The sequence below is a fragment of the Peptostreptococcus anaerobius 653-L genome (genome assembly GCF_000178095.1).
GTDB classification, from domain to species: Bacteria; Bacillota; Clostridia; order Peptostreptococcales; family Peptostreptococcaceae; genus Peptostreptococcus; species Peptostreptococcus anaerobius.
In genome coordinates this window covers 19,103-41,028 of the sequence record NZ_ADJN01000008.1, presented here as the reverse complement: position 1 = coordinate 41,028, position 21,926 = coordinate 19,103, and the positions used below count along the sequence as shown (strand labels likewise).

The following is a 21,926-nucleotide window of genomic DNA, read 5'->3' as shown; positions in this document are numbered from 1 at the left end:
CAGGGAGGTACTATGGCAAAGAGCATGACAGGTTTTGGCATGGGGGAATATAAGGACGACAAGTATAATATTTCCGTAGAATGCAAAACTATAAACCATAAATATTTAGACGTCAACCCTAGGCTACCTAGAAAGGTGTCATTCTTGGAAGATAGACTGAGACAGTTGGTCAAGGATTATATCTCAAGGGGTAGAGTAGATATGTTTATAAAGTTTGACACAGTTAGTTCATCAGGTGCTAAATTAGTTTATGATGAAGACTTAGCCAAACAGTACTTTGAAATACTAAAGAGGATAAAAGATGGTTTTGATCTAAAGCAAGAGATCAACCCAGTTGAGATATCAAAATTTCCAGAGATTGTGTCTGTAACAGAGGCAGAAGATGATGAAGAAATCTTGTGGAATGCCCTAAGAGAGGCTAGTGAAAAAGCCCTTATGAGTCTTTCTAATATGAGAAAGGAAGAGGGCACTAAGCTTGAAAAGGATATAATAGAGAGATCTAACCTACTTGAAAAATACATTGATGATGTTGAAAGATTTTCTGACACAGTTGTGGAAGACTACAGGTCTAGGCTAAACCAGAGAATAGGCGAGATCCTAGAAAATCCAGCCCTAGTTGATGAGGCGAGATTGGCTCAAGAGGTAGCCATATATGCAGATAAGTCAAGCATCACTGAAGAAATAGTTAGGTTTAGAAGTCACATAAACCAGCTTAGGAACACAATTGTAAATGATGATTCAATAGGGCGTAAGTTAGACTTTTTGATTCAGGAGATGAATAGGGAAGTTAATACTATAGGGTCTAAGTCATCAGCCATTGACATAACCAACTTGGTTATCCAGATAAAGGCTGAGCTTGAAAAGATTAGAGAACAAGTACAGAATATAGAGTAGGAGTAGGCATATGATAAAAAAAAGGGGCTTATTGTTGGTAGTATCAGGACCTAGTGGTACAGGCAAGGGAACTATATGTAAAAAGATGGTCGAAATGAATGATGCAATCAAGTTATCTGTATCAGCTACTACTAGACAACCTAGACTTGGAGAAAAAGAAGGAATCAGCTATTATTTCAAGACAAGAGAAGAATTTGAAAAAATGGTTGAAAATGGCGAGTTTTTAGAGCACGCCATGATATATGACAACTACTATGGAACACCTAAGCAAGCCATAGTTGACCAACTAGATGCAGGGGTCGATGTGATTCTAGAAATAGAGATGCAGGGTGCAAGACAGATTAGAGAGGTATGTCCTGATGCGGTATTTGTATTTATATTGCCACCTAGTCTTGATGAATTGAAACATAGGATTGTTGGAAGAGGAACAGAAACAAAAGAACAAATAGAAAAAAGATTTAATAGTGCATACAATGAGATAAAGTTGTTGGGTGACTATGATTACTTTATTTTTAATAATATAGTTGATAAGTCTGCTGAGGAAATTTTTGAAATAATAAAATCAGAAAAATCTAGGGTAGCAAGATATAAAAAAGATATATTTGATATGTTTGAAAGGGAGAAAGAAAAATGTTAAAGCCATCATTAAACGACATAGTAGAAAAGATAGATAATAGGTACTACCTAATAGCGACAGTTTCAAAGAGAGCCAGAGAAATAGTTGATAACTCAAAGCCTCTAATAGATGCTGATGAAAAAGACAAGCCAGTAGTGGTAGCTAGTGAAGAGATAATAGCAGGCAAGGTATCTTATAGACTCCTAACTAATGAAGAAATAGAAGAAAAAGAGAGAGTTCATAAGTTAGAACAGGAAAGAAAGTTACTAGAACAGGAATAATATTAAGTAGTTAGTAAAAATAAATCAATAGTGCCACATATTGTGGTATAGAAGGTTGATAAATTAGGTGATAGTATGTTAAAGAATAAGACTATAGTTGTTGGTGTTACAGGAGGCATAGCTGCTTATAAGGCCTGTGATGTAGTAAGTAGGCTTAGAAAATTAGGTGCTGGGGTTCATGTGATTATGACCCAATCAGCCTGTGAGTTTGTGGCTCCATTGACACTTCAAACATTGAGCAACAACTTTGTTATAAGGGATATGTTTCAAGATCCAAAGACTTGGGAAGTTGAACATATTGAACTAGCCAAGGCTGCAGACTTATTTTTGATAGTGCCTGCAACTGCAAATTTTATAGGTAAGATAGCATCAGGCATAGCTGATGATATGTTGACAACGACAGTGATGGCTACAAGGGCCAAGTGTATAATTGCACCAGCTATGAATACTAATATGTATTCAAATCCTATAGTTCAGGACAACATAGATAAACTAAGGGGCTTGGGTTATGGGTTTATAGAGCCAGCATCAGGCCTACTAGCATGTGGAGATACAGGCAAGGGCAAGCTTGCTGATGTTGACACAATAATTGAGAGTGTAGAAGAATACTTTGAAGATATTAATAGAGATCTTGAAGGAATTAGAATAATAGTAACAGCAGGGCCTACTATAGAGGCTATAGATCCAGTTAGGTATATAACCAACAGGTCTTCTGGTAAGATGGGATATTCGATAGCAAGTCAGGCGGTTAAGAGGGGGGCTAGGGTCACTCTAGTAAGTGGAAAAACCAACCTTAATAGGCCTAAGGGACTTGAAAAATTGATAGAGATAGAATCTGCCAACGATCTATATAAGGCGATGATGTCAGAGTTTGACAAGAATGATGTCATCATACAGTCAGCTGCTGTAGCGGACTACAAGCCAAAGTCTTATTCAGACAAAAAAATAAAAAAATCTGATGAAGATTTGCTTATTAGACTGGATAGGAACAAGGATGTAGCCAAGGAATTGGGCAAGATAAAAAAACACCAAGTATTAGTTGGTTTTGCTGCAGAGACAAATGACTTGCTAGATAATGCAAGTGCAAAAATAAAAAAGAAAAACCTAGACTTTATAGTCGCCAATGACTTAACTATTTCAGGTGCTGGATTTGGTACTGATACAAATATTGTCAAGTTAATTGATTCAAAGGGCGATATTCAGGAACTGCCAAAGTGCATGAAAACAGAAGTGGCTGACCATATACTAGATAAGGTCAAGTCTATACTTGAAACTAGGTAGGACTTTTAGAGGAGGGTGTATACCTTTCTCTTTTTTTTTGAGGGAGGTGGTTTTGTGTATGTAGAAGTTATAGTAAGGTCAAAAGCTAGGTATGCTGATAAATTATTTACATACAGCCTTCCTAAGCATTTTGCGGACCAGGTAAAGATTGGACATAGGTTGAGCGTACCAATGGGTAAGTCAAACAAGCCAATAGAAGCCTTTGTATTTAATATAAAACAAGGTCTTGACCAATCAGCTGATATATATGAAGTTGGTCCTAAAATAAAGGATATAATTGATATTTTAGATGAAGATCCTATGCTTACAAAGGACAATATCAGACTGATTTATTGGATGAGGAAAAAATATATGTGTACCTTTGTAGACTGTATAAACCTATTCTATCCAAAGGGCTACAGGTCTGAGTCTAAAAAAATCCTGCTCATGACAGATGGAGCAGAGGAGATATATAGGCAGATAGAAAATTTTGAAGATGAAGAACTTGAAATAGCTAGTATTGAAAGAGATAATATGGGAAAAGATATTGCTAAAAGTACTAGTATTGAAACTCCTAATATCGAAAGTAAGGACCTTGATACCTATAGGTCTTTTAGAAAGCTTTTGTATTCATCAAAAGAAGCTAAATATATAGATTATGATGAATTTGTAGAAGGACACTCTAAGGCTTCTCTTTCTAGGTTGATAGACAAGGGGCTTATCAAAATTGGATGGACCTATATAGAAAGTAAAAATGAGAAAAAGATAAAATATATAAGTCTGGCGAAAAAACCAGAAGAACTTGATAAATATATAAAAGAAAACAAGATCAGGCTTGGCAAGAAACAGGAAAAGATAATAGAATTTCTAAAATTAAATCAAAATGTATGCCTAAAGGACCTATGCCAGATATTGGATGTAGGTTTGTCTAGTGTTAACAGCCTTATAGACAAGGCCTTGATAGACTCTAGTGAGGTGGATTACTTTAGGTCATATGATGATTCTTTTAAGATTGACAAGAGGGAAATATTCCTAAATGAAGACCAGACTAGGGTGAGCCAAGAAATATTTTCTGATATGGAAAATCCTGATAAGAAACCATACCTACTTCATGGTGTGACAGGTAGCGGTAAGACTGAGGTCTACCTTGACCTTATTGAAAAATATCTTGGTCAAGGTATGGACTCCATATTTTTGGTGCCTGAGATAGCCTTGACTCCCCAGATGATAGCTAGGGTGAAAAACAGGTTTGGAAATATAGTGGGGGTCTTTCACTCACAACTATCAGCTGGTGAGAAACACGATGTATATAGGCAGATAAGAAGGGGGAATATCAGGGTACTTGTAGGTACTAGGTCATCTATTTTTATGCCTTTTAGTAACCTAGGCCTAATAATAATAGATGAAGAGCATGACTCAAGTTACCAGTCTGATATGACTCCAAAATACGATGCAATTGAGGTTGCCAGGACTATGGCCAAAATATACGGAATCAACCTAGTCTTGGGGTCTGCAACTCCAAAGGTATCCGACTATTATAGGGCCTTGGAGGGCGGCTATAAGCTTGTGGAGCTAGTCAAGAGGGCTAATAATAGACCCATGCCCAAGATAGACTTGGTTGATATGAGAAAGTCATTTAATCCAATGACCAATAACTTTTTGTCTGATAGGATGTTGGATGAGGTGAGGGCTACAATTGAGGCAGGCAACCAAGTTATCCTATTTCTAAACAGGAGGGGCTATGCAAATTTTGTGACCTGCAAAGAATGTGGCTATGTATTTAAGTGTGGCAACTGCGATATATCCCTTACCTACCACAAGTCTTCCAACAAGGGGGTCTGCCATTATTGTGGTCATGAGGAAAATATAGCCCGTATATGTCCCCAGTGTGGTGGTATGCATATATCGAGTGTTGGAACGGGTACTCAGAGGATAGAAGAAGAGATAAGGTCTCAAATAGAAAGTGCCAAGGTCCTTAGGGTAGACAAGGATACAACGTCAAAGAAGGGTGACCTAGAAAATATCTTAATCAAGTTCCAAAACCAAGAGGCCAATATACTGATAGGGACCCAGATTATAACCAAAGGCCATGACTTTGACAATGTAACCCTAGTAGGTATAGTTTCAGCAGATATGATGCTCAACTACCCAGATTATAAGGCTGCAGAGATGACTTTTCAACTTGTGACTCAGGTAGCTGGAAGGGCTGGAAGGGCTGAAAAAGAGGGTAGGGTAATCCTACAGACCTATGACACAGACCACTTCGCTATCAGGGCTGCAGTGAACTATGACTATAAGGGATTTTATAATAATGAGATAAGGATTAGAAAGACTTTCGGTTATGAACCCTTTAATAATATGTTAAGGCTTGTATTTTCAGGGAATAATTATAAGAAAGTAAAGTACAATTCAGAGAAATTTTTTGAATCTATCCTCTACCTTATCAAGCACCAGTGTGGTGGGGAGGATATTCAAAGCTATAGTAAATCAATCCTTGGACCGAATGAATGCTCTATAAACAGGATAAATTCTAAGTATAGGTGGCAGGTTGTCATAAAGGATAGGTATTTAGATATAAAGACCATAAAAAATATGGTAAAATATTTATGTATATCTAAGTTTGATGATATATTTGACAAGGACATACAGATAAGTATAGAGGTAAACCCAAATTCATATATATAGTAGGAGGTTATAAAGTAAGATGGCAATTAGAAATGTAGTAAAAATGGGAGATCCCGTTTTAAATAAGAAGGCAAAGAAGGTTGTAGATTTTAATGAAAAGCTACATACATTATTGGATGACATGGCGGATACAATGTACAATGAAGACGGTGTAGGTCTTGCAGCCCCACAGGTTGGCATACTTAGAAGGGCTGTTGTAGTTGACATTGGAACAGGCCTAATAGAACTTATCAACCCACAAATCATTGCACAAGAGGGTGAGCAAACAGACGTTGAGGGCTGCCTTAGCGTTGTAGACTATGTAGCTGAGGTTACAAGGCCTAACTACGTAAAGGTAAAGGCACAGGACAGGAATGGAAAAGACTTTGAAATAGAAGGTGAAGGACTTATGGCGAGGGCTTTTTGTCATGAACTTGACCATCTAGAGGGAATACTATTTGTAGAGCGTGTAGAAAAGGGTGATAAATAATGCGTATAGTCTTTATGGGAACACCGGAGATTGCAGTTGACTCTCTAAAAAAATTAATAGATGATGGCCATGATGTATGTGCTGTTGTAACCCAGCCAGATAGACCTAAGGGAAGGGGCAAAAAACTTGCTATGTCTCCTGTAAAGGAGTTGGCACTAGAAAAGGGCATAGATGTTTTGCAGCCAGAGAAGGCATCTTCAGAAGAGTTCGTAGAGAAGATAAGGGGTCTAGAACCAGATTTGATAGTTGTTATAGCCTTTGGACAGATACTTAAAAAAGACCTACTAGATATACCAAAGATAGGTTGTATCAATGTCCATGTATCAATACTGCCTAAGTACAGGGGAGCAGCTCCTATAAACTGGGTCCTAATAAATGGTGAGGAAAAAACAGGTGTAACGATAATGTTTATGGATGAAGGCCTAGATACTGGTGACATAATCACTTGCAAGGAATTTCCTCTGGATATAGATATGACAGCTGGAGACCTTCATGACCTTATGATGGTTGAAGGAGCTGAACTACTAGGCAAGACAGTCAAAGACCTTGAGTCAGGTAACTATACTAGGACAGCTCAAAATCATGAGGAGTATTCATATGCACCTATGATGGACAGGGACCTTGGTCATATAGATTTTTCTAGGACAGCAAGAGAGGTCCACAACCTTGTAAGGGGCACAATACCTTGGCCTGGAGCTTGGACTATGTCTGATATGGGTAAGATAAAAATATGGAAGACAAGGTTGACTGGTAAAAAGACAGACAAGGAGACGGGAACCATTGTTAGTCAGACCAAGGAAGGACTTGAGATTGCGTGTAAGGACGAGACTATTTTGGTCTTAGAATTACAGGTTCCAAATAAGAAGAGGATGCCTTTTTCAGAATTTATTAAGGGAAATAGGTTAGAATCTTCTTATAAGTTTAATTAAGGAGTGATAAATATGTATCCGTATGGTTATTATATGGATAGTAGTATGTTGATATTGATACCGGCAATAATACTGAGTATGTATGCCTCATTCAAGGTCAACTCTACTACCAGCAAGTATTTTAAGGTGAGGTCAGAAAAGGGAATACCAGGCTCAGAAGTTGCTAGGAGGATTTTGGATGCCAATGGCCTAAGACATGTTCCAGTAGGTCCAGTAGCTGGAAATCTTACAGACCATTATGATCCTAGAGGTAAGACAGTTTCTTTATCTGAAGAGGTATATTATGGAACTTCTATAACATCTGTATCAGTAGCTGCCCATGAGTGTGGACACGCTATTCAAGATAGCCTAGCCTACAAGCCGATGTTGCTTAGGTCGATGATAGTTCCGGCTGTCAATTTTGCATCTTCAGCTTCATGGATAATAATAATGATGGGATTTTTTATCAATGTTAAATTTCTATGGTTAGGTATAATACTGTTTTCTGCTACAGTAGTATTCCAGTTGGTTACTCTTCCAGTTGAGTTTGATGCTTCAAGAAGGGCCCTAGTCCAATTAGAAGAGCTTGGAATAGTCAGCCATGACGAGAGAAGGCTTAGCAGAAAAGTACTGAGTGCAGCTGCCTTGACATATGTTGCAGCCGCATTATCATCTATACTACAGCTACTGAGACTAGTCTTGATAGCAAGTAGAAGAGATGACTAAATTGATGAAGAGACATTGAGGTCCTTTATCCATTTTGGGTAGGGACCTTTTTGGTAGTTTATAAAGATTGGTGGATTATAATGACAGCGAGAAATATTGCCTATAAGGTACTACTAGATATAGAAAAAAACTCCAACTACTCTAATATAGCACTAAATAAATTTTTAAAAGATAGCAAGTTAACTAATAAGGATAGGGGCCTTGCTACAGAGATTGTTTATGGTGTTGTAGCCAACAAGAGGACCTTGGACTATATGATAAATAAAAAATCTAAAATAAAAGTAAAAAAGATGAATCACTCAGTCAAGATAATATTGAGAATGGGTGTATACCAACTCCTATACCTAGATAGGGTGGCTGATTATGGAGTCATAGACGAAGCGGTTAAGATGATGAAGAAGATAGATAGGCGTTCATCAGGTTTTGTAAATGCAATCTTAAGAAATATATCAAGAGAGAAGGATAGGATTTTGGACCTAGACGATAGCTACAAAAATCTAGCTATAAAGTATTCATATGAGGACTGGATTGTCGATAGGATCAGTGACCAGTATGGAAAAGAGAGGACGTCCAATATCTTAGCTGCCTTGTCTATGAGGCCGAGGATTTTCCTAAGGATAAATAGGAACAAGTTAAGAGATGGTGAAAATCTGTCAGACCTAAAAAAATATATAGTAGATAGGTTGGAAAAGGATGGCGTCATAGTCAGAGATAGGCATATTTTAGAAGAAGCCATAGAAGTTGAGAACTTCAAACAGATTGAAAACAAGGACCTATTTAAAAGTGGTTATATAAGCGTTCAGGATATATCTTCAATGATGGTGGCAAGGGCCCTAAACCCTAAGAAGAATTCTAAGGTACTAGACCTTTGTGCAGCACCAGGTGGCAAGTCATGCCATATAGGAGAAATGATGAAAGATTCAGGTTCTGTATTGGCATGTGATGTTTTTGACCACAAGATCAAACTTATCAAGGCCTACTCAAATAGGCTGGGTCTAACTAATATAGAAGCCTGCATCAACAATGCCATGGTCATAAATGAAGATTATGTGGGGGCATTTGATTATGTAGTATGTGATGTTCCTTGTTCAGGTATGGGTATAGTCAGGAGGAAGCCTGAAATAAAATACAAGAAAAAAGAAGGTGTTGATTCACTACCCAAGATACAGAGAAAAATCCTGGACAATGCATCAAAGTACATAAAAAAAGATGGAGTCCTTATATACTCGACTTGCACTATATTCAAAGAGGAAAATATCGAACTAATTGAAGAATTTTTGAAAGATAACAAAGAATTTAAACTAGATTCAATAGAAAACTTGCCTTTTGAAAGAGAAAGGTTGGACAAAGGATACCTGGAAATTATTCCAGACAGGGATGATATGGACGGATTCTTTATCTGTAGGATGAAAAAAATTTAAAAATTAATCGAGGTGTGGTATAATGAATGAAGGTAAGATAGGGAAAGTAGTTCTTAAAAACCTGACTGAAGAAGAGATGGTGGAGTTTATCTTATCTTTGGGCGAGAAAAAGTTTAGGGCAGCCCAGGTTTATTCTTGGGTCTACAAAAACATCAGGGACTTTGATGAAATGAAAAATGTACCTAAGAGTCTGAGGGACAAATTGAGGGAAAAGTCAATAATTGGCAACCTTGATATAGAACTTAAACTAGAGTCAAAGATAGATAATACAAAGAAATATCTTTTTCTTTTAAACGACGGAAATATCATAGAGACAGTCGCTATGGATTATGATAGCAGGCTTACAGTCTGTGTGTCAAACCAGGTAGGATGTCGTATGGGATGTAACTTTTGTGCATCTACAATAGGCGGTCTTTCTAGGCACTTAGAAGCATGGGAAATACTTGACCAGATTATGAAGGTTCAAGAAGACCTGGGCAAGAGGGTGTCTAATATAGTCATGATGGGCAGTGGAGAACCTCTTGACAATTTTGACAACTCTATGAGATTTTTGAAGTTGGTAAATGAAAAAAACGGCTTGAATATAGGTAATAGACATATTACCCTTTCAAGGTGTGGTTTGGTAGATAGGATATTGGAACTTGCCGATATGCAGATTCCGATAAACCTTGCGATCTCTCTACATTCTCCATATGATGAAGAGAGAAAGGAAATAATGCCAATAGCCAAAAAATATACGATTAAAGAGTTGATGGATGCATGTAGGTACTACATATCTAAGACTAATAGGAGGGTTACTTTTGAGTATGCCTTGATAAAAGACAAGAACAATACTGATAGGGAGGCTAAGAAATTAGTTGAGCTCTTGAGGGGTATGTTGTGTCATGTTAATTTGATCCCTATTAATCCGATTGCTGAAAGAGACTATGAAAAACCAAACATAGAATACATTAATAAATTCAAAAATTATTTGGATAAAAACAAGATTCCTGTATCGATCAGAAACTCTATGGGCTCTGACATAAGCGGTGCCTGTGGTCAGTTGAGGAGAGACTACAAGGGAACTTCAAAGGAGGAATAGTATGGATTTTGTTTGTACTTCTCATATTGGAATGGTCAGAAAAAACAACGAAGACTATTGCAAAGGGGAGATAATAGAAATAGGTGATGGAAAAGAGATAGGTATATTTGCCATAGCCGATGGTATGGGAGGTCACAATAAGGGTGAAGTAGCAAGCCAGTTGGCAGTTGACAATATCATAGATTTTTTCAATGACAACCTTATACAAAATGATACAGTAAAAATCGAATACATAGATGATATTATAAAGCAGGCATACAATACTGTGAATTCTATGATCTATGAGAAATCTAGAGAAGATATAACGTATGAAGGCATGGGTACAACTCTTACACTTGCAATTGTATACGACAACAAGGCCTATATAGCCAATGTCGGAGATTCAAGATGTTATATTGAAGAGGGTGGCAATCTTAGAAGAGTTACATCTGACCACTCAATTGTAGAGGAGTATATCAAGGCCAATATTATAACAGAAGAAGAGGCTAGGAGCCATCCAGATAGAAATAAGATTACTAGGGCGGTAGGAACTGAGCCGATTGTGGTTGTGGATATCTTTACAGAAGAACTTACTAGCGGACAAAAGCTACTTTTGACTACTGACGGTCTAACTGGTGCTGCTGTGCATGATGATATAGTTAAGGTTTTTGAAGTTGATGAAGCTTTGGACAAGGTAGCTGACAACCTAGTAGACCTAGCAAACCAGTCATCAGGTAAAGATAATGTAACTGTAATAATAGTTGTAGCGTAAGGTGGTGTTATTATGGGAGCAACGGTATTAGGAAACAGATATGAAATCCTTAGAAAAATTGGTGATGGAGGTATGGCCTTTGTATACCAGGCTAGGGACAAGTTATTAAATAGAATAGTAGCAGTAAAGGTACTAAGACCTGAGTTTGTAGATGACCAGGAATTTTTGGTTAAGTTCAAGAGAGAGGCAGAGGCTGTTGCCAGTCTATCTCACCCTAATATAGTGAATGTATATGATGTCGGCGAAGATGGCAAGGTTCACTATATAGTAATGGAGTATGTCGATGGACAGAACCTAAAAGAGATAATTCAAAATGAAGGTTCTCTTGAAGAATACACTGCTCTAGACATAGCAAAACAGATAGCAAGGGCTCTTGGTGCGGCGCATAGAAACGGTATTATCCACCGTGATATAAAGCCTCATAATATCCTTATATCCAAGGATGGAAGGCAGGTGAAGGTTGCTGACTTTGGTATAGCCAAGGCTGTGTCATCATCAACTATGACGAATATGGGAAGTGTAATAGGGTCTGTCCATTATATTTCACCAGAACAGGCCAAGGGCAAGCACTTGACATCAAATGCAGACCTTTATTCCTTGGGGATAGTTCTTTATGAGATGATAATAGGTAGGGTTCCATTTAGCGGAGATAGCCCAATTTCTATAGCCCTAAAGCATATCAATGAAGAGATTGTATTCTCCAATGAGGAGATCGTTAGGGTTCCAAAGAGCGTTAGGACAATCATTTCCAAGTTGACTGACAAAAATCCTGATGGAAGATATCAGACAGCTGAAGAGTTAATAGAGGATATAGAGTATGTTGAGAGAAATATAGACCTCAATTATATAAAGGACTACGATTCCTTTGCAACAGCCGATATGGACCACAAGGATCCTACACCTTTCTTTGGTAGAAAGCCTAATGTAAATAGGGATTACGAAGAGTATGACGACGATGATTATGAAGACGAATACTACGAAGATGAGTATTACGATGATGAATATGATGAAGACGAATACTACGAAAATAAGAAAAAGTCCAGAAGAGATAAGAAAAAAGATAAAAAGGATAGAAAAAAGAATAAGAGACAGGAGACACCTCAGTCTAGAAGAAGGCTAAAGATTTTGGCTGCTATATTGATCCTGATACTAATAGGTTATGCGGCTGTTTTTGCAAAATTGATGGGGCTAGGACCATTTTCAAATAGGTCTAACCAGGAGCAAGTTGTTGCCCCTAGTCTACTGAATATGAGCCTTGCAGAAGCACAAAATAAGCTAGATGGTACGGGCATAAAATTGGTTGTTAAATCTGAGGAATATTCTAGTCAAGTTCCTGAAGGTAAAATTATAAGTCAGACTCCTAGCAGTGGATCCAACCTTAATAAGGGAGACTCAATAGAAGTAATAGTCAGTAAGGGGGCTAGTAAGGTTCCAGTTCCTAATGTGATAGGATTAAAGCTAACTCAGGCTGAGAAACTTCTAAACGATAACGGCCTGCTTTTGGGTAATGTCAAATACGAATATAATAGTGCTCCTGAAGGAACGGTTCTAAGTCAGAGTTTGGTAGGTGGATCTAGTGATGAAGGACAGAAGGTATCATTGGTTGTCAGCAAGGGCAAAAAGAAGTCTGAGGAAAAACCAAGCATCATTGAGGAAGGCTCAAATCCATCATACAATCCAAATCCTGATACAGGTTCTACAGGAGGGTCAACTAGGATAGTTGAACCTGACACTAGTGGATCATCAAGAGGATCTTCTTCTAGGGGTTCTAGTGGATCATCAAGTGGAAGCACTTCTAGAGGTTCTAGTGGATCATCAGGTGAAAGTTCATCAGGATCATCAAGTGGTTCTGGCAGTGTTATAGATGATTCTTCCAGAACAGGTTCTGTAGTTGAATAGTAATTAATAAAAGGGCTATCTTAGATAGCTCTTTTTTATATCATACAATCTTTTTATGACATAAAAGAAGTTGGTATTGTATTTAAATTTTATAAGGAGGGACTATGAATAAAGTTGCACTTGTTACAGGAGCGTCTAGGGGGATAGGAAGGCAGATAGCCATAGACCTTTCTAAGGCAGGCTATGAGATAATAATAAACTACAATAAGTCTCATGAAAAGGCCAAAGACCTAGTGGACAAGATAAGATCTAATGGATACAAGGCACAAATTTATAGGGCTGATGTATCTCAGGAAAATCAAGTTATAGAGATGTTTGACTATATATACAAGACATATGGAAGATTGGATCTATTGGTCAATAATGCGGGTGTAGCCCTTGATGGAAGCCTGTTAACTGATACAAGTACAGATGATTGGAATTATGTAATAGATTCTAACCTAAGGTCTGTTTACCTGTGTTCAAGAGAGGCTCTAAAAATCATGCAGCCACAACATGACGGTAAAATAATCAACATAGCGTCAATGTGGGGTGAAGTTGGAGGTTCCTGTGAAGTAATATACTCAGCTAGTAAGGCTGGTGTTATTGGTCTTACAAAGGCCCTAGCCAAGGAGGTTGGTCCATCTGGCATAAGGGTTAACTGTGTATCTCCGGGTGTTATTATGACGGATATGATGGAGGGCTATACAGAAGATGACCTTGCTTGTTTAAGAGATGAAACTCCTATTATGGAGCTTGGCAAGGTAGGAGACATATCGTCAATGGTTCTTTACCTAGCATCAAAAGAGGCAGGATTTATCACAGGGCAAATCATGTCAGTCAATGGTGGTATAGTAATATAGGAACAATAAATATATCTTGGGGCTTATCTAAAGAGATTAATCTATGATATAATTAAGAGATAGGTATAATAGTAGACAAGTTGATATTATTTGAGTAGGAGGATAGGTTTGACAAAAGGAATAATTATTAAGGGTATCAGTAGCTTTTACTATGTACAAGTGGGTGAAGATATCTATGAATGCAAGGCAAGGGGTATATTTAGGAAGAAAAATATGGCACCTCTAGTAGGAGATCGTGTTGTGTTATCCATACTAGATGAAGAAGGCAAGAAGGGCATAATAGATGAAATATTGCCTAGAAAATCATATCTAGTTAGACCTCCTATAGCCAATATAGACAAGGTCCTAATCACTTTTTCTGTCAAGGAACCTGTACCTAATCTGTCTCTTCTAGATAGGTTTATAATACTGGCAGAGAGAGAAGAGTTAGAGATTGTAATCCTTCTTACCAAGACTGACCTCGATGAAGACAGGCTTATATCAAATCAGATTAAGGAAGAGTTTGAGTCTATAGGATATCCTGTCATAGATGTATGCGCTAGGACAGGAGAAAATATCGACAGGGTAATAGAAGAAATGGAAGGATGTGTTTCTGTATTTGCAGGCCAGTCTGGAGTTGGAAAGTCTTCTATACTCAATGCTATTGACCCTGAGTTTAACCTCAAGACGGCTGAGATATCTCAAAAGTTGGGTAGGGGTAAGCATACTACAAGACATGCCGAGCTATACAAGATAGGAAAGAATGCAGTTGTTGCAGATACGCCAGGTTTTTCATCTTTTGATGTCAATGAACTTGATCCAGAGGAACTTAGGGAATATTTTGTTGAGTTTGGCGAGTATAGTGATTGTAGGTTTGGTAATAAATGCATACACAAAAATGAGCCGGATTGCGGCGTAAAAGAAGCAGTAGAAAATGGACATATTTCAAAGAGAAGATATGAATCTTATTTACAATTGTTAGATGAAATAAATAATAATGGAAAATTTAGGAGGAAATTATAATGATAAAGTTAGCGCCATCAATATTATCAGCAAACTTTGCTGAACTATTAGCGGATTGTAAGAAGGCTCAGGATGCAGGTTGTGAATACCTACACTTAGATGTTATGGATGGACACTATGTGCCTAATATCACATTTGGACCAGCTGTAATAAAGAGTCTTAGAAAAGATATAGATATGGTATTTGATGCCCACCTGATGATTACAGATCCAGATGCATATATGGATGCACTTGCAGATGCTGGATGTGATATAGTAACTGTACACCAGGAAGCATGTACTCACCTACACAGGACTATACAAAATATAAAATCACATGGCATGAAGGCTGGAGTAGTATTAAATCCAGCAACACCAGTAGAAACTATAAAGCATGTTTTATGTGATGTTGATATGGTACTATTGATGTCAGTAAACCCTGGATTTGGTGGACAGGCATTTATACCAGAAACTATCAATAAGATCAAAGAACTAAAGTCTATGATCGATGAAAGAGGCCTAGAAATAGATATAGAGGTTGACGGTGGTGTCAAGGCTTCTAATATAAAGGAAGTAGTAGACGCAGGTGCCAATATCATAGTTGGTGGTTCATCAATATTCGGACACGATGATATCAACAAGGCTGTAGAAGACCTTAGAAATGCAGCTCAGGGAAAGTAGTTGATCAAATTGGCTAAAGAAAAAAAAGCAAGTTTGTTTTTAAATGGAGAAATAGAGGATGTAGATCAAATAAAGTCTAAGTTTGACAAGGAAAATTACGATATCGTAATTGGGGTCGATGGTGGAGCAAATCACCTTCAGAGAATAGGAGCAGTACCAGACTACATAGTAGGAGATCTTGATTCAATTGACAAAGAATCTCTAACTTTTTTTATTGAAAAAGGTACGGAATTTAAGAAGTATCCCAGCAAAAAAAACGAGACAGACACGGAGTTAGCTATATGGTTGGCAAGAGACTTGGGAGCCCAAAGTATAGATTTATACGGGGCTCTTGGAGGCAGAATAGACCATGAAATAGCTAACATACACCTACTGTATTATATTATCAAAAGGGGTTTAAATCCTAGGATATTAGATAAGAATAGAGACTTGTATATAGTAGGAAAAGATCCTCTAGAAATAAGTGGAAAAGCTGGTGATTTGATTTCTCTTATACCCTTGTATGGCGATGCTAAGGGAGTTACACTTGGTGGATTGGAGTATCCGCTGGAAAAATATGATATGGAATTTTCAAAACCAAGAGGAATTTCAAATGTAATGATAGGCCAAAAGTGTTCTATAAGTCTTGAAGAAGGATATCTTTTGGTTATAAAGAATGAATTATAAGGAGACTAAATCAATGAAAGTATATACGGTACTTCTGGTAGAAGATGAAAAAGATATAGCCGACGCAGTTGAAGTATACTTACGTAACCAAGGATATGAAGTAATAAAGGCAAGTAACGGGCAAGAAGGTCTAGAAATGATTGAAAAAAATGAAGTCCACCTTGCCATAGTTGATCTTATGATGCCTGTAATGGATGGTACAACAATGATTATGAAGTTGAGGGAAAAGTACGACTTCCCTGTAATAATACTTTCTGCAAAGTCAGAAGAAGTAGACAAGATAATGGGACTTAATATAGGTGCTGATGACTATGTGAACAAGCCATTTAAACCTTTAGAGCTTCTAGCAAGAGTCAACTCACAGCTAAGAAGATACACTAAGTATTTAAACCTTGTAAAAGAGGGCGGAGAAGAAAATAAAAATGATGGTATCTATACAATAGGTGGTCTAGAATTAAATGAGCACACAAGAGTTGTAACAGTTGATGGATTGCCAGTAAAGATAACTCCTATAGAATTTAAAATTATAAATCTTTTGATTAAGAATCCAGGTAGGGTATATTCGTCTGAAGAAATATATGAAAAAGTTTGGAACGAAACAGCGATAAGCACTGATACAGTTATGGTACATATAAGGAACATTAGAGAAAAAATAGAACTTGACTCTAAAAATCCTAAATACCTAAAGGTGGTGTGGGGAGTTGGATATAAAATCGACAAAATATAAGAAAATATTTAATAGAATTGATGTTAAAATAAGTAAGACCTACTTTACAGTGTTGGTGAATTTAATAATGGTTTGCTTGACAGCCTTTACCATGTATTCATATTACGGAGTTGAGCTACAACTTGCAAAGACAAAACATTCAAACCCGTTTGACTCGCTTATGTATGCAAATAGTTTGTTCGACTCAAATTATTATCTTAATTACAAGGCTAGCCAAAATGAAAATGATAGAATACAAAGACCAGCGGACTTTTATTTATCTAAATCAACTATTGATAAGCTAGTTGAAAATGTAGATGTTGATTACTATTCTGCAAAGTTAGAAGAGGAAGATATAAAAAATTCATTTGACGAAAGCTTTAAGAGTGTAAGTGACTACATACTTGGCTCAGAAGGGCAACAAAAATATCTCACAATAAATACAAAGACAGGTCACAGAATATCAAATTATAATTTTGATAATAATATCATAGATAAAATACTAGAGTACAAGGACAAGCGTAGCAATATGAATACCCACCAAAGGAGAGAGGTCAGTAAGAGTATCAGCGACCACTTGTCTGAAAAGTATAGAAACTATGTGGTCTTGGAGTATGATGATAAGGGCAACTATAAGACTCTATACACATATGGTATAAATGAAGCGAGTTTTAATAACTATTTTTTACAGCTTGAATCTAGAAAAAAATTAGATGAAGTATATATTGTTGATCCAGACCACTATGAAGGGTTTGGTGACTACAGGATAGATCCAATTAAAAACAGGATATTTGTCTACGCTTTACCTAATAATCTTGATATATCTTTTTATGAACCTGAAAACTCTATTTCCTATATTATGTATGACACGGAGAGAGGTGTCTATGATGACTTTGTGAGCTTTCAGGAAAAGATATGTCTAGCTATAATTATAATAACTCTATTAATACCTACAAGCCAATTGAAAAAGTATTGGGGGATATCTACAGGCCTTAAATTGCCACTATTTGTTATACTGTCTGTTGCTACTATAATATACTTTACATTTATTGACAGTGTGCCCAAAGTATATATGTTAAGAGAAACTATAAATGGCAGCATACTCAGGGGCATAATGCAAAGTCGGATTGACCCGACCTGGTATAGGAATATAGTAAATTTTATAAATATAGTATTTTGGTTCTGTTCATATACATTTGTATTCTGTTATGTTGTAATATTCAAGCGATTTGTTGAATATGGTCCTAAGAAATATATCGAAAATAATAGTGTAATCTACTATATTTTATCTAGATACTTCGCAAGGGTTAAGGCATTTATAAATAGTGTTGTATTATTTGATATGAGCAAGAAATATAATAGGTTATGGATTATAGGTATTGTTATAGTATTTGCAGGGGCTACTGTCTTATCAGTAACCAAGTATACAGAACCTCTTCCTTGGGTTATGTCTATTCTTATATTTTTGATACTTATGCTTAGCTATATAAAGGTTGTTTCAAGGCAGATTAAAGATGTAGTAGAGGATTATTCAAAACTACTTGAGCTTACAGAGTCGATTGCCAAGGGTGACCTAGATAAGGATATAGAAAGCGAGAATATAGGTGTATATAACGAGATTAAGCTTCAACTGGTATCTATAAAAGAGGCATACAAGAAATCTGTTCAAGAGGAAATAAGGAGTCAGCAGATGAAAAGTGAGTTGATATCCAATGTATCACATGACTTAAAGACACCTTTGACATCCATTATAACCTATTCAGACCTATTGATGAATATGGATACATCAGGAGATGCTAGAAAATATATAGAGACTATAAATAGGAAATCTGAAAGACTCAAAATTCTTATAGATGATATGTTTGAAATATCTAAGGCTCAAACAGGAAATATAAAGCTAAATTTAAACTACATAAATGTTGTAGAGTTGATGAAGCAGACAGTGGGAGAACTAGAAGACATACTTGCAAATAGGAATATAATGCTGATGACCAAGTATCCGAAATATAAGGTCATACTAGAATTAGATGGGGAAAAAACCTATAGGGTGTTTGAAAATCTATTGGTTAATATGTCTAAGTATGCTATGCCGAATACCAGAGCCTATGTCGAAATACGAGATGAGGGTGACGAGGTACTTATATCATTCAAAAATATATCTGAGAACTTTATAGATTTTAGGGAAGACGAAATAATTGAAAGATTTATAAGAGGTGATAGGTCTAGAAATACAGAGGGTTCTGGTCTAGGACTATCTATTACTAAATCTTACGTTGAGCTTCAAAAGGGTGCTATAGAGATTGTATTGGATGCAGACCTATTTAAAGTAAATATCAGGTTTAAAAAAACAATCGATGATTTAAATAATAAAAAATAATTATAAAAGAGGTGCTAGTTCAAAAAATGGACTAGCACCTCTTTTATAAGTGATATATTATTTATATTGATAAAGAATAGATTTGATTAATTTTAATATTTAAAGCCATAAGGTATTTAATCAATTACCATATGCTTGATTTTGTCTAGAATGTAAAAAAAGGTGTCCTGTGGACACCATTTTAATTTACTATGCTCTTTCAACTTTTCCTGAACGTAAACATCTTGTACAAACAGAAACTCTCTTTGGAGTACCATCCTCTACGATCTTAACATTTCTTAAGTTTGCTGACCAACTTCTCTTGTTATGCTTGTTTGAGTGAGATACCTGGTTACCAGATACTTTACCCTTACCGCACACGCTACATACCTTTGACATTGAGCACACCTCCTTAATACTATAATATTAAGCCTAAAAACATAATTAATAATATCATAACAGGTTGAAAAAATCAAGTATAAATTGCATTAATATGAATTTTTCTGTATAATAGGAGATAGGTAACAAGTATATGAGAAAAAGTTCGATCAAAATATTGAATTAAAAGCTTTTATATATTAATATAAGATATATGTACACTATTAGGAGGTAAGGCATGAGTTCACTAGTAAGTAATAAATTAGGAAAAATAGAAATAGACAAGCATGTATTAGCCCAGCTTACTTATAAGGCTGCTACAGAAAGTTACGGTTTGGTCGGATTTTCTTCAAAGTCAAAGGGAATAGTTGAGTTATTAAAGGGAGAAAATGCTACTAAGGGTGTAAACATAGTAGAATTAAACGAAACAGAAGTTGATATTGAAATATTTGTAATATTACAGTATGGAACTAATATAACTACAGTTGCAAATAATATAATAGAGAGAATAAAGTATACTGTTGAGACTTATTCGGGCGTAAAGATTAACCAGGTTACTGTAAGCGTTCAGGGAATAAGAGTTAAGTAAACAGGAGGAGAGAAATGAATCAAAGTATAAATGGTAAATTATTTAGGGAGATGTTTGTGTCGGGAGCTAATAACCTTAAAAATAACAAGGACTTGATAGACAAACTAAATGTATTCCCTGTACCAGATGGGGATACTGGTACTAATATGTCGATGACGATATCATCTGCTATTAGAGAACTAAATAATTTAAAAAATGATAATCTGACAGAAGTAGGAAAGACCCTGTCAAAGGGATCTTTGATGGGAGCCAGGGGTAATTCAGGAGTTATCCTTTCTCAGATTATCAGGGGTATGGCTTCTTCAATGGAAGGCAAGAAAGAATTAGGAGTTGAAGACCTAGCTAAGGCTTTAAAGTCAGGTGCAGATACTGCCTATAAGGCTGTTATAAAGCCTATAGAGGGTACAATTCTGACAGTTGTTAGAGAGTCAGGAGAATTTGCTATATTAAATGCACATAAGTTCAAGACTGTATCTGAACTTATGGAAGCAGTTGTAATGGAAGCTGAGGCATCACTAGAGAGGACTCCTAATCTTCTGAAAAACTTGAAGGATGCTGGGGTTGTTGATTCAGGTGGTAAGGGTCTAGTATGCCTTTATGAAGGTATGCTATTTGCTATTAAGGGACAGCCAGTAGAGCTATTGGATGCTCAAGATGAGTCCTCTAAGCCAGCACAGGTTGGTCTTATGAGTGATTCAGCTCAGAATGCCGATATAAAATTTGGATACTGTACTGAGTTCATACTTGAATCAGACAAGGTTGAAGAAGATACTATAAGAGACATTATGCTAGGATATGGGGATAGTTTGGTTGTTGTAGGCTATGACGGAATGATTAAGGTTCACGTTCATACCAACAATCCAGGAAATGCCCTACAGGAGGCTCTAAAGTTTGGTCAGTTGGTGACTATCAAAATAGAAAATATGAGACTTCAGCACAACAACACAATTATACCTGATGAAGAACAAGAGCAGGCTATAGAGGGTGTAAGGATTGAACAAGCATCTAGCGTTAAGGAAGCTGCCGGTCAGCAGGAAAAGAAAAAGTATGGATTTATAACTACGACAATGGGTAGGGGTCTAGCTGAAATATTTGAAGAGTTTGGAGTAGATATAGTAATAGAGGGTGGACAGACGATGAACCCATCTACAGAAGACTTTATGAATGCAGTTGGGGCTGTAAATGCTGAGCATATATTTATCCTACCAAACAACTCAAATGTTATAATGGCTGCCAACCAGGCTAAGGAGCTTTCAGACAAGGATGTATATGTAGTTCCTACAAAAAATATACCTCAGGGTATATCAAGTCTTATAAACTTTGAGCCGGATGCAAATCCAGAAGATAATATGGCTAGATTTATGGAGTCAATTAGTATGGTCAAGTCAGGCGAAGTAACATTTGCTGTAAGAGACACTATAATGGACGGAATAGAAGTTTCAGAAGGTGACATCATAGGTATAACTGCTAAGAAGCTTGTAGATTCTGGCAAGGATGTAAACGAAGTTACTAAGAAACTTATCAAGTCTATGGTGGACGAAGATTCAGCTATAGTTACTATTTACTATGGAGAAGACGTAGAAGAAGATAGTGCTAGATTGTTTGCTGAAATTATTCAGGATGAGTTTGATGATTTAGATGTAGAACTATATTATGGTGGTCAGCCATTATATTACTATCTAATTTCAGTTGAATAGATGATACTTAGGATGGAGCTGCTTTAAGGTGGCTCCTTTT

At 36.6% G+C, this 21,926-nt stretch carries 21 protein-coding genes; 20 read left to right on the top strand and 1 reads right to left on the bottom strand.

What is annotated here, in order from left to right:
- Positions 1–12: 12 nt before the first annotated feature.
- The 18 genes from HMPREF0631_RS00825 to HMPREF0631_RS00740 all read left to right on the top strand — a co-directional run bounded on the left by HMPREF0631_RS00825 (position 13) and on the right by HMPREF0631_RS00740 (position 19,243).
- Positions 13–894 (top strand): YicC/YloC family endoribonuclease, encoded by an 882-nt coding sequence (locus tag HMPREF0631_RS00825; RefSeq protein WP_002842693.1) that lies wholly within the window; start codon positions 13–15, stop codon positions 892–894.
- Between the two features lie 10 nt (positions 895–904).
- Positions 905–1,531, top strand: coding sequence for a guanylate kinase (gene gmk / locus HMPREF0631_RS00820; RefSeq protein ID WP_002842712.1), 627 nt, complete (start codon positions 905–907; stop codon positions 1,529–1,531).
- The gene (gene rpoZ, locus HMPREF0631_RS00815) at positions 1,525–1,791 is read left to right on the top strand and encodes a DNA-directed RNA polymerase subunit omega (RefSeq protein ID WP_002842682.1); all 267 of its coding nucleotides are present in this window, start codon (positions 1,525–1,527) and stop codon (positions 1,789–1,791) included. Before gmk ends, rpoZ begins: the two co-directional genes overlap by 7 nt.
- Before the next feature lie 75 nt (positions 1,792–1,866).
- Complete coding sequence (gene coaBC / locus HMPREF0631_RS00810; RefSeq protein WP_002842689.1) at positions 1,867–3,072, top strand: bifunctional phosphopantothenoylcysteine decarboxylase/phosphopantothenate--cysteine ligase CoaBC; 1,206 nt, start codon at positions 1,867–1,869, stop codon at positions 3,070–3,072.
- 54 nt (positions 3,073–3,126) lie between these two features.
- Positions 3,127–5,736 (top strand): primosomal protein N', encoded by a 2,610-nt coding sequence (priA, locus tag HMPREF0631_RS00805; RefSeq protein WP_002842691.1) that lies wholly within the window; start codon positions 3,127–3,129, stop codon positions 5,734–5,736.
- Positions 5,737–5,755: 19 nt separating this feature from the next.
- Entirely contained in the window at positions 5,756–6,205 is a 450-nt protein-coding gene (gene def / locus HMPREF0631_RS00800; protein ID WP_002842667.1) for a peptide deformylase, read from the top strand.
- The gene (gene fmt / locus HMPREF0631_RS00795) at positions 6,205–7,134 is read left to right on the top strand and encodes a methionyl-tRNA formyltransferase (protein ID WP_002842724.1); all 930 of its coding nucleotides are present in this window, start codon (positions 6,205–6,207) and stop codon (positions 7,132–7,134) included. Before def ends, fmt begins: the two co-directional genes overlap by 1 nt.
- Positions 7,135–7,146: 12 nt before the next feature.
- On the top strand, positions 7,147–7,839 hold the full coding sequence (locus tag HMPREF0631_RS00790; RefSeq protein WP_002842697.1) for a zinc metallopeptidase: 693 nt from the start codon (positions 7,147–7,149) through the stop codon (positions 7,837–7,839).
- A gap of 80 nt (positions 7,840–7,919) precedes the next feature.
- On the top strand, positions 7,920–9,260 hold the full coding sequence (gene rsmB, locus HMPREF0631_RS00785; RefSeq protein ID WP_002842694.1) for a 16S rRNA (cytosine(967)-C(5))-methyltransferase RsmB: 1,341 nt from the start codon (positions 7,920–7,922) through the stop codon (positions 9,258–9,260).
- 22 nt (positions 9,261–9,282) lie between these two features.
- Complete coding sequence (gene rlmN / locus HMPREF0631_RS00780) at positions 9,283–10,341, top strand: 23S rRNA (adenine(2503)-C(2))-methyltransferase RlmN (protein WP_002842715.1); 1,059 nt, start codon at positions 9,283–9,285, stop codon at positions 10,339–10,341.
- A gap of 1 nt (position 10,342) precedes the next feature.
- Complete coding sequence (locus tag HMPREF0631_RS00775; protein WP_002842717.1) at positions 10,343–11,092, top strand: Stp1/IreP family PP2C-type Ser/Thr phosphatase; 750 nt, start codon at positions 10,343–10,345, stop codon at positions 11,090–11,092.
- A 12-nt stretch (positions 11,093–11,104) separates the two neighbouring features.
- Positions 11,105–12,991, top strand: coding sequence for a Stk1 family PASTA domain-containing Ser/Thr kinase (gene pknB, locus HMPREF0631_RS00770; protein WP_002842727.1), 1,887 nt, complete (start codon positions 11,105–11,107; stop codon positions 12,989–12,991).
- Positions 12,992–13,095: 104 nt separating this feature from the next.
- The gene (ymfI, locus tag HMPREF0631_RS00765) at positions 13,096–13,833 is read left to right on the top strand and encodes an elongation factor P 5-aminopentanone reductase (protein ID WP_002842711.1); all 738 of its coding nucleotides are present in this window, start codon (positions 13,096–13,098) and stop codon (positions 13,831–13,833) included.
- 108 nt (positions 13,834–13,941) lie between these two features.
- Positions 13,942–14,835, top strand: coding sequence for a ribosome small subunit-dependent GTPase A (gene rsgA / locus HMPREF0631_RS00760; protein ID WP_002842709.1), 894 nt, complete (start codon positions 13,942–13,944; stop codon positions 14,833–14,835).
- On the top strand, positions 14,835–15,494 hold the full coding sequence (rpe, locus tag HMPREF0631_RS00755; protein WP_002842714.1) for a ribulose-phosphate 3-epimerase: 660 nt from the start codon (positions 14,835–14,837) through the stop codon (positions 15,492–15,494). The genes rsgA and rpe overlap by 1 nt, the downstream gene beginning before the upstream one ends.
- Positions 15,495–15,503: 9 nt before the next feature.
- Positions 15,504–16,160, top strand: a complete 657-nt coding sequence (locus tag HMPREF0631_RS00750) for a thiamine diphosphokinase (RefSeq protein ID WP_002842720.1) — start codon at positions 15,504–15,506, stop codon at positions 16,158–16,160.
- Positions 16,161–16,173: 13 nt separating this feature from the next.
- On the top strand, positions 16,174–16,887 hold the full coding sequence (locus HMPREF0631_RS00745) for a response regulator transcription factor (RefSeq protein ID WP_002842684.1): 714 nt from the start codon (positions 16,174–16,176) through the stop codon (positions 16,885–16,887).
- Entirely contained in the window at positions 16,862–19,243 is a 2,382-nt protein-coding gene (locus HMPREF0631_RS00740; RefSeq protein ID WP_002842725.1) for a sensor histidine kinase, read from the top strand. Before HMPREF0631_RS00745 ends, HMPREF0631_RS00740 begins: the two co-directional genes overlap by 26 nt.
- Positions 19,244–19,432: 189 nt before the next feature.
- Here HMPREF0631_RS00740 and rpmB read toward each other — a convergent pair whose 3' ends face one another.
- The gene (gene rpmB / locus HMPREF0631_RS00735; protein ID WP_002842707.1) at positions 19,433–19,621 is read right to left on the bottom strand and encodes a 50S ribosomal protein L28; all 189 of its coding nucleotides are present in this window, start codon (positions 19,619–19,621) and stop codon (positions 19,433–19,435) included.
- A 217-nt stretch (positions 19,622–19,838) separates the two neighbouring features.
- Here rpmB and HMPREF0631_RS00730 point away from each other — a divergent pair, with 217 nt between their 5' ends.
- The gene (locus HMPREF0631_RS00730) at positions 19,839–20,189 is read left to right on the top strand and encodes an Asp23/Gls24 family envelope stress response protein (RefSeq protein WP_002842710.1); all 351 of its coding nucleotides are present in this window, start codon (positions 19,839–19,841) and stop codon (positions 20,187–20,189) included.
- Positions 20,190–20,203: 14 nt separating this feature from the next.
- Positions 20,204–21,886 (top strand): DAK2 domain-containing protein, encoded by a 1,683-nt coding sequence (locus tag HMPREF0631_RS00725; RefSeq protein WP_002842699.1) that lies wholly within the window; start codon positions 20,204–20,206, stop codon positions 21,884–21,886.
- The last annotated feature ends 40 nt before the right edge of the window (positions 21,887–21,926 follow it).